Below are 12,954 nucleotides of genomic sequence, written 5' to 3'. Positions count from 1 at the left end.
GCGTGCACCCGTGAGCACCGAGTCCTCCCCGCCCCCTGACCCGCACCCCGCCCGCGGGCCCGCCCCGACCGCCGTCGACGCGCCCGCCCTCCCGACGCAGCGCCGCACCCTGACGACCCTCGCCGCGACCCAGGTGCTGTCCGGTGTCGGGGTCGCGAGCGGCATCGCCGTCGCACCCCTCGTGGCGTCGGCGCTGTCCGGGTCCGACGCGATCGCGGGGCTCACCTCGACCTCGGGCGTCGTCGGCGCGGCGCTCGTCGCGCTGCCGCTCGCCCAGGTCGCGGGCCGGCGCGGCCGGCGGCCGTCGCTCCTGCTCGGCTTCGGCCTCGCGACGGGCGGCGCGGTGCTCGCGACGGTCGCCGTCCTGCTGGGCTCGTGGCCGCTGCTCGTCGTGGCGATGCTGCTGTTCGGCTCCGGCACGGCTGCCGGTCTCGCCTCCCGCTTCGCCGCGACGGACCTCGCGACGCCGCAGCGCCGGGCCCGCGACCTGTCCGTCGTGGTCTGGGCGACGACCGTCGGGTCCGTCGTCGGGCCGACGCTCGCGGGCGTCGCCGACCGGGTCGCCGGGCCCGCCCTGCGCCTCGGGGACGCGCACGCCGAGCACGGGAGCACTGCGGGGAGCACCGCCCCGAGCGCGGCCCCGTTCGTGCTCGCGACGCTCGCGTTCGCCCTCGCGGCGACCGTCGTCGCGGTGTGGCTGCGCCCGGACCCGCTGCTCGCGTCGCGCGCACCGTCGGGGGCGGGCGCGGCGGGGTCTGTCGCGGAGGGTCCCGGCGCGGCGGGCTCCGGTGCGGCGGGTGGCGACGGGGGTGCGCCGGGTGCGGGCGGTGCGCCGGGCCCGGCGTCGTGGCGCGACGGCCTGCGCGCCGGCTGGGCCGTCGTCGCGGCCAGCCCGACGGCGCGCCTCGCGCTCGGCGCGATCGTGCTGAGCCACCTCGTCATGGTCGGCCTCATGTCCATGACCCCGGTCCACATGAACCACGGCGGCGCGACGCTCCAGGTCGTGGGGCTCGTGATCAGCGCCCACATCGCGGGCATGTACGCGCTGAGCCCCGTCGTCGGGTGGCTCGCGGACCGGCTCGGGCATGCGCGCGTGCTGTACGCCGGGGGCGCGCTGCTCCTCGCGGCGGCGGTCGTCGTGGCGGGCGCGCCGGGCGAGGACTCCGCGCGCCTCACGGTCGGCCTGGTGCTGCTGGGGCTCGGGTGGTCGTGCGGGCTCGTCGCCGGGTCGGCGCTGCTCGTCGACGCGACGCCCGGGCCGTCGCGCACCGCCGTGCAGGGCCTGTCGGACCTCGCGATGAACACGGGCGGCGCCGTCGGCGGCATCCTCGCCGGGGCGATCATCGGGTTCTCGTCCTACGGCGCGCTCGCGTGGGGAGCGGCGGCGCTCGTCGTCGTGTGCGCGGTCGTGGCGGCCCCGCTCGCGCGGCGGGCCGCGCTCCGCTGACGACCGCCGCCGAGATCGGCACCCTGAGGTGGGATCGGCGGTCGCGACTGCCGATCCGGTCTCCCGGTGCCGATCTCGCGGGTGCGCGGCCGCGGGATGCGTCAGGCGAGCACGGCCGGGAGCGCCGTGCGCTCGTCCCGGCGGACGGCGCCGACCTGCGCCGGGGTGAGGAACAGCGCCCGGGAGATGTCGGTGCCGCGGGCGTCGGCGCCCCGCAGGTCGGCGCCGAGCAGGTCGACGGCGTCGAGCCGGGCCCCGCGCAGGTCGGCACCGAGGAGCAGCGCGCCCCGCAGGTCCGACGCCGTGAGGTCCAGCCCGCGGAGGTCCGCGCCGACGAGGTCCGCCCCCGGCCGCAGCCGACGACGCACCCCCGCGCTCGGAGCCCGGAGTGCCGTCGGGGCGTCGGACCGGGCGGTGCCGTGCGGCGACGCGGCGCCGCGGCGGCCGTCCCGGTGCCGCCCGTCGCGTGCCTGTCGACCGTCGCGCGCCGCGTCGCGCACGAGCGCGCTCGCCCGGTCGACCAGCGGGCCGACGGCGCGACGGACGGCGCCCACGTCGAGCGCGAGCAGGTCCGCCGCGGCGAGGTCGGCCAGGGGTGCGGTGCGGTCGAGCGCCTGCCGGGCGTCGTCGTGCACGGCGGCGGCCGCGCGGAGCGCGAGCACCTCCGCGAGGTACCAGAGCAGCTCCTGGAGCTGCGTGACGACGGGCAGGGCGGCGAACGCGTCGCGCGCGGCGGCGGGGTCGTCGCGCCAGGTCGCGCCGTCGTGCGCCGCCCGGACGGCGGCCGTCACGCGCTGGCCCGCGCCCAGGCAGTCGTAGGCGACGCAGCCGGGGAAGCCGGACTCGGGCAGCCGGGCGTGGATGCCGCAGCCGAAGTCCGTGCGCAGGTTCGGGCAGGGCGTGCCGGCGGGCTTGTCGATCGCGAAGTCGGCGGACCGCACGAGGTGCAGGCCCACGCAGCACAGGCCCGTGCAGCGGGAGCAGTCGCTGCGCAGGTCGAGCTGCTCGACGAGGAGGGCGCGGCCGTCGGCCGCGGGGACGCGGGGCACGCCTCGACGCTACGCCGTCGCGGGGATTCCGGGCACGGGCATATCGCCGTGCGCAGCGGCCGGGCGGTCGGCGCACGAGAACGGGGCCGGTGCCGTCATCGCGCGGACGACGGCACCGACCCCGTGGTCGGCGAGCGGCGCGTCAGTCGTCCGACGACGACGGCTTCTGCAGGCCCGCCGAGATGAGCTCCATCACGGACGAGTCCGCGAGGGTCGTGGCGTCGCCCACCGTCCGGTTCTCCGCGACGTCCCGCAGGAGGCGGCGCATGATCTTGCCGGACCGCGTCTTCGGGAGCTCGGGCACGACGAGGATGCGCTTCGGCTTGGCGATCGGGCCGATCTCCTTCGCGACGTGGTTGCGCAGCTCGGTCTGCACGGCCGCCGCGCCGTCGGCGTCGGACGCCCGGCCGGCGTGCTCGCCGCGCAGGATGACGAACGCGACGACGGCCTGGCCCGTGAGGTCGTCGCTCGCGCCGACGACCGCGGCCTCCGCGACGATCTCGTGCGAGACGAGCGCCGACTCGATCTCCGTGGTGGACAGGCGGTGGCCCGAGACGTTCATGACGTCGTCGACCCGGCCGAGCAGCCAGATGTCGCCGTCCTCGTCCTTCTTGGCGCCGTCGCCCGCGAAGTAGATGCCCGGGAAGCGCGACCAGTACGTGTCCTTGAAGCGCTCGAGGTCGCCCCAGATGCCGCGCAGCATCGACGGCCACGGCTCGGACAGCACGAGGTACCCGCCGCCGCCGTTCGGCACGGAGCGCGCCTCGTCGTCGACGACGTCCGCCACGATGCCCGGCAGCGGCACCTGGGCGGAGCCCGGCTTGGCCGCCGTGACGCCCGGCAGCGGCGAGATCATGATCGCCCCCGTCTCCGTCTGCCACCACGTGTCGACGATGGGCGTGCGGTCGCCGCCGATGACGCGGCGGTACCACATCCACGCCTCGGGGTTGATGGGCTCGCCCACCGACCCCAGCACGCGCAGCGACGACAGGTCGAACTTCGCGGGGATCTCCTCGCCCCACTTCATGCACGCGCGGATCGCCGTCGGCGCGGTGTAGAGGATCGAGACCCGGTACTTCTCGACGATCTCCCACCAGCGGCCCTGGTGCGGGGAGTCCGGGGTGCCCTCGTAGATGACCTGCGTCGCGCCGTTGAGCAGCGGGCCGTAGACGACGTACGAGTGGCCCGTGACCCAGCCGATGTCGGCGGTGCACCAGTAGACGTCGGTGTCGGCCTTGAGGTCGAACACGTTGCGGTGCGTGTACGCGGCCTGCGTGAGGTAGCCGCCCGTGGTGTGGAGGATGCCCTTGGGCTTCCCCGTGGTGCCCGACGTGTAGAGGATGAACAGCGGGTGCTCCGCCTCGACCCACACCGGGGTGTGCGTCGTGTCGGCGGCCTCGAGCGCGTCGTGCCACCACACGTCGCGGCCCTCGGTCCACGCGGTGTCCTGGCCGGTGCGGCGCACGACGAGCACGTGCTCGACCGTCGTCGGCTCGGCGCCCTCCTTCGGCGCGAGCGCCTCGTCGACCGCGGGCTTGAGCGCGGAGGCCGCGCCGCGGCGGTAGCCGCCGTCGGCCGTGATGACGAGCTTCGCCTCGGCGTCGGCGATGCGGCTGCGCAGCGCGTCGGCGGAGAACCCGCCGAACACGACCGAGTGCGGGGCGCCGATGCGCGCGCACGCGAGCATCGCCACGACGGCCTCGACGACCATCGGCAGGTAGATGACGACGCGGTCGCCGGTCTCGACGCCGAGGGCCGCGAGCGCGTTGGCCGCGCGCGAGACGTCGCGCTGCAGCTCGGCGTACGTGACGGTGCGCGTGTCGCCCGGCTCGCCCTCGAAGTGGATCGCGACCCGGTCGCCCAGACCCGCCTCGACGTGGCGGTCCACCGCGTTGTACGCGGCGTTGAGCGTGCCGTCGGCGAACCAGCGCGCGACGGGCGCCTGCGACCAGTCGAGGGTCTCGGTGAACGGGGTCTGCCACGTGACGAGGTCGTTCGCCTGCCGCGCCCAGAACGCGAGCCGGTCGGCCCGCGCCTCCTCGTACAGCTCGGGCTGCGCGTTCGCCTGCGCGGCGAACTCGGGGCTCGGGGGGAAGCTCCGGGTCTCGTGGAGGAGGTTCTCCAGGCTGGACGTGGTGGCCGCTGCTGCGGCCTCGGGCTCGTTCTCTGGCACGCTGACCTCCGGTGCGCATCGACTCTGGTGCGGTCCCGCCGACCGCGGCAACCGCCCGGGGGCGGCGTGACGGTACGACGGTACGACGGGGCGGACGGCCGCACGACCGGGGCCCCGACCTGGCGAGTGTAGACCTCCTGCGGTGAGCGCGGTCACATCCGTCCGGGATTCGGCGAGAGTGCTCGCAAAGGAGCGGGCGAGCGCCCCGGACGGCGGGGGAGCGCGCTGTCGGGCGGCCCGCCGGGCACCCCGGCGCGCTGTTGCCGCGCGGGGGGTGGTGCCCCACCATGGGCTCACGTTCCTCGCGGAGCGTGCGGCCTCACGGCGAGGCACAGGGGGCGGGTTGGCGTACGCGGCGGTGCGAGGCGCGCGGTCGCGCCCTGCCGCGCCCGCACGCCGGGACGACGGTGTCGACGTCGCGTCCCGGGACCGCGTGCTCGCCGTCGCCGTGGCCGCCGGGCTGCGCGCCGTCGGCCGCTGCGGGGCGCGCACGGTCCCCGAGGACGCCCTCCGGCCGGGGTCCGGCGGCCGCCGCGGGCTCGTGCTCGTGGCCGACGACGCCGGGTCCCTCCCCGGCCCCCCGCTGCTCGCGGTCCTGCGGCGCCCGGGCCCGGTCGTGGTCGTGGGCGGCGCGGTGGCGGCGGACCGGCTGCTCGTCGCAGCGCGCGCTGGCGCCCTGGTCGTCGCCGCGGAGCGGCCGTTCGGCGACCAGGTGCGGACGGTCGCCCGCATGCTCGCGGGGGACGTGCGCGCGGGCGACGCGCTGCTGGTGGACCAGCTCGTGGGGGTCGTACGCGACCGCCGGGCGGTGGCGACGCTCACGGGCCGGGAGACCGAGGTGCTGGAGCACCTCGCGGGCGGTCGGTCGGTGGCCGAGATCGCCGCCGCGCTCGTGCTGTCGGTCGCGACCGTGCGCGCCCACGTCCGCTCGATCCTCGGCAAGCTCGGCGTCTCGTCGCAGCTCGCGGCCTCCGCCGCCCTGGCCCGCGCACGGGGCGGCCGTCCCGTCCGCAGATAGTCAGAACTGACGATGGGGGGCGGTCGGCGCCCGGCGGATCCTGGCGACGGACCCGGACGAAGGCACCGGGCCGACGGCGGGGCGACGCAGCCCCGCCGACGCACGAGAGGGGGCACGACATGCTGGTGGTCTGCACACAGGACGACGACATCCGCGAGGCCGTCGAGGAGCACGGTTCCGGGGCGGACGCGTGGGGCGAGGTCGTCCTGCTTCCGAAGGGCTCACGGGCCGCGGCGGAACGGGCGCTCGTCGCGGCGCTCGCGACGGCGCGGGGCCCGGTCTGCCTGTCCGCGCACGGCAACGACGAGGAGATCGGCGACGAGGGGAACGGCGCCGACGACTGGGGGTGGAACCGGCGGCAGGTCGCCCGGCTCCTCGCCCGGGCGCCCGGGCCGGTCGGCCCGGTGCTCGTGCACGCGTGCGCCGAGAACGTCTCCAACTTCTCGGCGGGGCTCGCCCTCGCGCTCGAGGAGGAGCGGGCGCTCGAGGGCGTCTGGGTCTACGGCTACAACCGGCCCGTCCCGGCGGACGCCCGCTACCCGCGGCCGGACGCGCTGAGCAGGCAGGTCGACCTGCAGGGCACGCAGGTCGTCTTCTGACCTCGCGCCACGGGGGCGGGGCGGTCGCCGCGCTCCGACACCGCACCACACGTCATCGGAGGAAGTCATGTCGCTCGTGAGAGACATCGTCAAGCAGTTCGACAACAGCGACGAGCTCGCGCAGACGCAGCGCGAGGTCGTGGAGTCGCTCGCCCGGCTCGGCGAGACGAAGGCCGAGCTGTTCGAGGCGAAGATCCAGGAGTCGCTCCGCGGGGCGGGAGGCACGAACTCGACCGTGCCCATCACGTCCATCCTCGCGTCCAAGAAGGAGGTGCACGCCTTCACGTCCACGTCGACGGAGCACCTCGCCGACACCGTGAAGTCGTCGCTCAAGTCGTTCGTCTCGGGGACGGCGGACAGCATCATCGACGGGGTGGGCGGCCTCATCTCCGAGGCCCTCACCGTGTTCCTCGGCGGCGCGTCGGCGTCGACCGGCACGATGGAGGAGTACTACGTCGTGACCGAGGGCCTGTCCATCGTCCGGGTCGACCTCAAGGCGTGGTACCTCAACGTCTCGGCCCGCGGCATCTACGAGAAGATGGAGCGCATCAGCGCGTTCGTCGCGGTCAAGTCCACGGTGGACCTGACGAAGATCGACTTCAACACGTTCCTGTACCTCTACCAGAACCAGCTGACCGCGGCTCACCTCGACAAGAACCAGGTCAAGCAGGCGCTGCAGGAGGCGAAGGAGATCTACCAGGAGTTCAACGGGGCCGGCCTGCGCACGCAGGCGGTGCACCACATCACCCGGGCCCCGGGCAGCACGGCGCCGCGCTCGTCCTGACGCGGGGACGACGGCGGGTGCGGCGCCCCCCGGGACGCCGCACCCGCCGTCGGGCGTGCGCCGACCGCCGCCGTGCGTGCCGTCAGCGCGCCCGGCGCTGGCGCACGGCCTCGTACAGCACGACCGTCGTCGCGCTCGCGGCGTTGAGCGAGCTCGCCGAGCCGAGCATGGGGATGCTCACCATGACGTCGCACGCCTCGCGCCAGCCCGCGCTGAGCCCGGTGGTCTCGTTGCCCGTGACGACGAGCGTCGGGCCCGTGAGGTCGTGGTCGGCGAGCTCGACGTCGCCGTGCTCGTCGGTCCCGACCAGGGTCAGCGGGACCCCGGAGGAGCGCTGCGCGGCGACCCAGTCGAGGACGTCGCGCCCCGCGGGGACGCGGACGGTCGGGACGGAGAAGATCGAGCCGGTGCTCGCGCGCACGGCGCGCGGGTCGTACGGGTCGGCCGCGTGCCCGGCGACGACGAGCCCGCTCCCGCCGAACGCGTCGAGCGACCGCGCGACGGTCCCCACGTTGCCCGGGCTCGTGGGCCGGTCCAGCACGACGCCGAGGAAGTCGGCGCCCACGGTGCCGCCGCCGATCCGGCCGAGGTCGTCGGGCGGCGTCGCGACGACGGCGAGGAGCTCGGGCGTCTCGTCCTCCTTGCCGCCGAGCTCGCGCAGGAGCGCGGACGACACGGCGAACCGCTGCGCGCGGATGCGATCGAGCATCGTGTGGGCCCACGACGACAGCGACCGGTCGGCGTCGACGAGCCACGTCCGCACGGTCCACCCGGACTCGACGGCGAGCGTGATGGGCCGGACCCCCTGGACGACCATCTCGCCCGCCCGGTGCCGCTTCGTGCGGTTGGTGAGCAGGGCCTCCCACTGCTGGAACGCCGCGTTGCGGGTCGTGACGCGCTGCACGCTCAGGCCTCCGGGGCGGTGGTCGGGGCGGACGTCGTGGTCGCGACGCGCGGGAGGCCGCCGGTCAGGGCGGGAGGCTCGGCGACGCCGTCCTCGCGCGCGGCGCGCTCGACCGCCGCGGCGACGAGCGTCGTCACCTCCGGGTTGAACACGCTCGGGATGATGTAGGTCGGGTTGAGCTGGTCCTCGTGGATCGCGGACGCGAGCGCGCGCGCGGCGGCGAGCAGCATGGCGTCGGTGATCCGGTGCGACCGCGCGTCCAGCAGGCCGCGGAACACGCCCGGGAACGCGAGCACGTTGTTGATCTGGTTCGCGAAGTCGGAGCGCCCGGTGCCGACGATGGCCGCGTGCTCCGCCGCCTCGACCGGGTCGACCTCGGGCCGCGGGTTCGCCATCGCGAACACGATGGCGTCGGGGGCCATGCGCGCGACGTCGTCGCCGGTGAGGACGTCCGGCGCGGAGACGCCGATGAACACGTCCGCGTCGACGACGGCCTCGCGCAGCGTGCCGGTGACGCGCCGCGGGTTCGTGTTGACCGCGGTCCACGCGAGGGACGGGGACAGGCCGGGGCGGCCCGGGTGCACGACGCCCTCGATGTCCGCGACGACGACGTCGTGCGCGCCCGCCGCGAGGAGCAGCTTGAGCACCGCGGTCCCGGCCGCGCCCGCGCCCGAGAGGACGATGCGCACGTCGGGCAGCTGCTTGCCCACGACCTTGAGCGCGTTGGTCAGCGCGGCGAGCGCCACGATGGCGGTGCCGTGCTGGTCGTCGTGGAACACGGGGATGTCGAGCTCGGCCCGCAGCCGTGCCTCGATCTCGAAGCACCGGGGGGCCGAGATGTCCTCGAGGTTGATGCCCGCGAACACGGGCGCGATCGCCTTGACCGTCCGCACGATCTCGTCGACGTCGGTCGTGTCGAGCGCGATGGGGAACGCGTCGATGTCGGCGAACCGCTTGAACAGGGCCGCCTTGCCCTCCATGACGGGCAGCGACGCGAGGGGGCCGATGTCGCCCAGCCCGAGCACGGCCGACCCGTCGGTGACCACCGCGATGGTGTTGCGCTTGATCGTCAGGCGGCGGGCGTCGTCGGGCTTGGCGGCGATGGCCTCGCACACGCGCGCGACGCCGGGCGTGTAGATCATCGACAGGTCGTCGCGGTTGCGGATCGGCACCTTGGACTCGATCTTCAGCTTGCCGCCCAGGTGCAGCAGGAACGTGCGGTCGGAGACGCGGTCCACGACGACGCCCGGGAGCGCGCGCAGCGCCTCGACGATCTGCCCGGCGTGCTCCTCGCCGCGCGTCGCGACCGTGACGTCGACGGTGATGCGTTCGTGGCCCGACGCCGTCACGTCCAGGGCGGTGACGATGCCCCCGGTGTGCTCGATCGCCGTCGTCAGCTCGCTCACGGCGGTGGGGCGGGCCTCGACCTGGAGGCGGGCGGTGATGGAGGAGGAGACACTCGGCGCTGACGTCATGGGCCCCAGTATCGCCCGGCCGGCGGGCCGCGACGCGGGAACGGGGCGCGTGAGCCCGGACACGACGACGGCGCCCTCGCGGACGCCGTGGTCGCCAGCGGCGGCGGTGAACAGGCGCGCTCGCTCCAAGTCGCTGCAACGGGTCGGGGGCCGTCGTGGCCTGGTCCGCTCCGGTCAGCGCGTCCTTCGGTGGACTGCCCTGCGCGTGGGTACCGCCGCGGTGCTGTTGTCCTTCCATCACAGCCCGCCGGGGCGGCGGGCGCAAGCGCTCCGGGGGTTCTTCCACACCGTGTTCTAGCGGGGTTCGAACACGCCGGTGCGGTTGGTCCGGGAGGTCCGGATCGGGCCCTTCGGCGGTCGTCCGCGGGGGCCGGACGGGCGGGTCAGCCGCGCGGGCGGCGACGCTGAAGAGGGTCAGCCGCGCGAGCGTCGGCGCCAGGCCCGCCACACGAGCCACCCGACGACGCCGAGCCCGACGAGGCCCGCGGCGGCGAGCACCGGCGTCGGCGCCGCGAGCTGCGAGCGCAGGGCGACGGGCCGCGAGAACGTCAGCGCGCCCCACCCGTGCTCGGCGGCGAGACGACGCAGCGTCCGGTCGGGGTTGACGACGAACGCGTGGCCGACGGCGCTCAGCATCGGCGCGTCCGTCACGGAGTCCGAGTACGCGTAGCTCGCCGCGAGGTCGTAGCCCTCGCGCTCCGCGAGCTCGCGCAGCGCGACGGCCTTGTTCTCGCCGTACGCGTAGAAGTCGATCGCGCCGGTGTAGCGACCGCCCTCGACGGCCATCCGGGACGAGATGGCGTGGTCGGCCCCGAGCACCGCGGCGATGGGCTCCACCACCTCGCTCCCCGAGGCGGAGACGATGACGACGTCGTGCCCGTGCTCGTGGTGCGACTCGATGAGCTCGACCGCCTCCGCGTACACGACCGGGTCGATGTGCTCGTGGAGCGTCTCCTCGACGATGCGAGAGACGGTCGCGACGTCCCAGCCGGTCACGAGGTTCGACAGGTGCGCGCGCATGCGCTCCGTCTGGTCCGCGTCGGCCCCGCCCACCATGAACAGGAAGTGCGCGTACGCGCTGCGCAGCACGTCCCCGCGGTTGATGAGCCCGCCCGCGAAGAACGGCCGCGAGAACGCCGCGGCCGACGACGTCGCGATGATCGTCTTGTCCAGGTCGAAGAACGCGGCGACCCGGCCGGCGCGCGGCGGGTCCGTCGGGTCCGGGAGCGGGGTCACGGTCGCGAGCCTAGCGGCGGAACGTGGCCGTCCCCAGGAGCGCTCGCCGACCGGCTCGTCCCCAGGGCGGGTCGGGGGCCGACGGCGGCCCTCGCCCAGAGGGCACGGTGGTCCCCGGTCGACGGAGGGCGGGGGAGCGCGATGGACGGAGCGGTCGTGGCGGTGGTCGGTGCGCGCGGCGGGGCGGGGGCGAGCGTCGTCGCCGCGTCGTTGGCCCGGGCGGTCGCGCGGCGGCGCGCGCCGACGTGCCTGGTCGACCTCTCCCTCGTGGGCGGGGGCCTCGACGTCCTGCTCGGTGTCGAGCAGGACCCGGGCGTGCGCTGGCCGGACCTCGCCGACGCGCGGGGCCGGCTCGACGGCGACGACCTCCTTGCGCGCCTGCCCCGCTGGGGCACCGTGCCGGTCGTCAGCACCGAGCGCGGCGGAGGCCCGGAGCAGGCGGCGCTCGCCGACGTCGTCGCCGCGCTCGCCGGGGCCACGGCGGCGAGGTCCGGGGTGCTCGTGCTCGACGCCGACCGTGCGGCCCTCGGGGCGGGTGCGGCCGGGGCGTCGCTGCTCGAGGCGTGCGACGAGGTGCTCCTCGTGACCCCGCTCGACGTCGCCGGGGTCGCGGGCGCCGCTGCGGTGCGCGACCGTCTGCCGGGCCGGGCCGCCCTCGTCGCGCGCGGCCCCGCACCCGGTCGGCTCTCGCCGCCCGAGGTGGCCGCCGCCGTCGGGCTCGACGTCGCCGCCACCGCCGGGTGGGACCGTGCGCTCGCCGGCGCGGTCGAGCGGGGGCACGGGCCGTGCGTCGGGCGCGGGCCGGTCGTCCGGGCCGGTCGCGAGCTCGCCGCGCGCTACCTCGGGCCTGCCCGGTGAGCGCGCGGGAGGCGCGTGCGCCGCGCGGCGGGCGTGGTCGGGACGGAGGTGTCGCGGACGGGGCGCAGCGCCGCGGGGAGGCGCCACCGCGTGCCGAGCGCGGCCGGGTCGCCCTGCTCGACGGGGTCCGGGACCGCCTCGTGCGGTCGGGCGACGAGCCGGGCGGCGCCACCGAGGTGCTCGGCGACGCGGCCGTCGCGGACGCGCTGCGGGCGTCGGGCCGGGTGCTCGGCACGACCGCGCTGCGCGAGCTGACCCGGACGGCCCACGCGGAGATCTTCGGGGCCGGGCCGCTCCAGCGGTACCTCGACGAGCCCGGCGTGACGGACGTGCTCGTCAACGGGCCCGACGACGTGTGGGTCGACCGCGGCGCCGGCCTCGAACGGGTCGAGGTCGCGCTCGGCGGCCCCGAGGCGGTGCGGGCGCTCGCGGTGCGCCTCGCCGCGGCGGGCGGGCAGCGGCTCGACGACGCGTCACCCGTCGTCGACGCCCGCCTCCCGGACGGGACCCGGTTGCACGCCGTCGTCGCCCCCGTGTGCGCGACGGGGGCGGTCGTCTCGCTGCGCGTCCTGCGGACCCGGACGTTCCGGCTCGACGACCTCGTCGCGGGCGGGACGGTCCCGCACGCGTGGGAGCCGGTGCTGCGCGGCCTCGTCGCGCGGCGCGCGAACGTCCTCGTCTCCGGCGGCACCGGCACCGGCAAGACGACGCTCCTCGCGGCCCTCCTCGCGCTCGTCCCGCCCGACGAGCGGGTCGTCTGCGTCGAGGAGGCGCGCGAGCTCGACCCGGACCACCCCCACGTCGTCCCGCTCACCGCGAGGCGGCCCAACGTCGAGGGCGCGGGCGGCGTGGACCTCGCCGACCTCGTGCGCGCCGCGCTACGCATGCGGCCCGACCGCATCGTGCTCGGCGAGTGCCGCGGGCCGGAGGTCCGCGAGGTGCTCATGGCACTCAACACGGGCCACGACGGCGGCCTCGCGACGATCCACGCCAACGACGTCGAGGGCGTCCCCGCCCGGCTGGAGGCGCTCGCGGCGCTCGCGGGGATGGACCGGGCCGCCGTCGCCGCGCAGGCCGCGGGCGGCCTCGATGTCGTGCTGCACCTGCGCCGCGTCCGCACGGCGGGCACGACCCGGCGCGTCCTCGCGCAGCTCGGCGTCGTGCGGCAGGACGAGCGCGGCGCGCTGCGCGTGGACGTCGCGGGGTCGTGGGACGGGACCGTCGTGCCGCCGGGCGCTGGGTCGCCCTGCGGCGGGTCGACGGTAGGCGGGTCGCCGGGCGGCGGGTCGACGGGGGACGGGTCGCCGGGCGGCGGGTCGACGGGCGCGGCGGGGCCGGTCGCGGGACCGGCGTGGGACGAGCTCGTGGGGCGGTGGTCCGCATGACGCGACGACGTGCCGGGAGTCTCCGC

Annotated in this window: 11 protein-coding genes; 6 read left to right on the top strand and 5 right to left on the bottom strand. The window is 76.3% G+C overall.

The annotated features are described in order from the left end of the window. Positions 1 to 10 precede the first annotated feature (10 nt). Positions 11 to 1,447 (top strand): MFS transporter, encoded by a 1,437-nt coding sequence (locus E1O70_RS14960; protein ID WP_082774165.1) that lies wholly within the window; start codon positions 11 to 13, stop codon positions 1,445 to 1,447. 101 nt (positions 1,448 to 1,548) lie between these two features. Here the strand turns inward: E1O70_RS14960 and E1O70_RS14955 are convergent, their stop codons facing one another. Both E1O70_RS14955 and acs read right to left on the bottom strand, forming a co-directional pair. After that, positions 1,549 to 2,496 carry a pentapeptide repeat-containing protein gene (locus tag E1O70_RS14955; protein WP_061266566.1) on the bottom strand — a complete coding sequence of 316 codons (948 nt, stop codon included), beginning with the start codon at positions 2,494 to 2,496 and terminating at the stop codon, positions 1,549 to 1,551. 142 nt (positions 2,497 to 2,638) lie between these two features. After that, on the bottom strand, positions 2,639 to 4,669 hold the full coding sequence (gene acs, locus E1O70_RS14950; RefSeq protein ID WP_021482659.1) for an acetate--CoA ligase: 2,031 nt from the start codon (positions 4,667 to 4,669) through the stop codon (positions 2,639 to 2,641). A gap of 433 nt (positions 4,670 to 5,102) precedes the next feature. On the opposite strand from acs, the gene E1O70_RS14945 reads away from it, so the two are divergent. The 3 genes from E1O70_RS14945 (at position 5,103) to E1O70_RS14935 (ending at position 7,070) form a co-directional block, all read left to right on the top strand. Further along, entirely contained in the window at positions 5,103 to 5,687 is a 585-nt protein-coding gene (locus E1O70_RS14945; RefSeq protein WP_157464287.1) for a response regulator transcription factor, read from the top strand. A gap of 119 nt (positions 5,688 to 5,806) precedes the next feature. Continuing rightward, positions 5,807 to 6,286, top strand: a complete 480-nt coding sequence (locus E1O70_RS14940) for a hypothetical protein (protein WP_021483280.1) — start codon at positions 5,807 to 5,809, stop codon at positions 6,284 to 6,286. A 67-nt stretch (positions 6,287 to 6,353) separates the two neighbouring features. After that, complete coding sequence (locus E1O70_RS14935; protein WP_021483279.1) at positions 6,354 to 7,070, top strand: hypothetical protein; 717 nt, start codon at positions 6,354 to 6,356, stop codon at positions 7,068 to 7,070. A gap of 82 nt (positions 7,071 to 7,152) precedes the next feature. Here the strand turns inward: E1O70_RS14935 and E1O70_RS14930 are convergent, their stop codons facing one another. From E1O70_RS14930 to E1O70_RS14920, 3 genes are all read right to left on the bottom strand, one after another. Continuing rightward, entirely contained in the window at positions 7,153 to 7,974 is an 822-nt protein-coding gene (locus E1O70_RS14930) for an RNA methyltransferase (protein ID WP_306303285.1), read from the bottom strand. A gap of 2 nt (positions 7,975 to 7,976) precedes the next feature. Further along, on the bottom strand, positions 7,977 to 9,449 hold the full coding sequence (locus E1O70_RS14925) for an NAD-dependent malic enzyme (RefSeq protein ID WP_082774168.1): 1,473 nt from the start codon (positions 9,447 to 9,449) through the stop codon (positions 7,977 to 7,979). A gap of 414 nt (positions 9,450 to 9,863) precedes the next feature. Further along, positions 9,864 to 10,685, bottom strand: coding sequence for an HAD family hydrolase (locus E1O70_RS14920; protein WP_061266569.1), 822 nt, complete (start codon positions 10,683 to 10,685; stop codon positions 9,864 to 9,866). Between the two features lie 141 nt (positions 10,686 to 10,826). Here E1O70_RS14920 and E1O70_RS14915 point away from each other — a divergent pair, with 141 nt between their 5' ends. Together E1O70_RS14915 and E1O70_RS14910 are read left to right on the top strand one after the other, a co-directional pair. Continuing rightward, entirely contained in the window at positions 10,827 to 11,543 is a 717-nt protein-coding gene (locus E1O70_RS14915; protein WP_061266570.1) for a CpaE-like family protein, read from the top strand. Between the two features lie 113 nt (positions 11,544 to 11,656). Then, positions 11,657 to 12,928 (top strand): TadA family conjugal transfer-associated ATPase, encoded by a 1,272-nt coding sequence (locus E1O70_RS14910; protein ID WP_082774169.1) that lies wholly within the window; start codon positions 11,657 to 11,659, stop codon positions 12,926 to 12,928. Positions 12,929 to 12,954 lie beyond the last annotated feature (26 nt).

It is taken from the genome of Cellulosimicrobium funkei (assembly GCF_004519295.1).
GTDB classification, from domain to species: Bacteria; Actinomycetota; Actinomycetes; order Actinomycetales; family Cellulomonadaceae; genus Cellulosimicrobium; species Cellulosimicrobium funkei.
The sequence above is the reverse complement of the archived record's forward strand: the minus strand, read 5'-3'. Positions and strand labels throughout refer to the sequence as shown.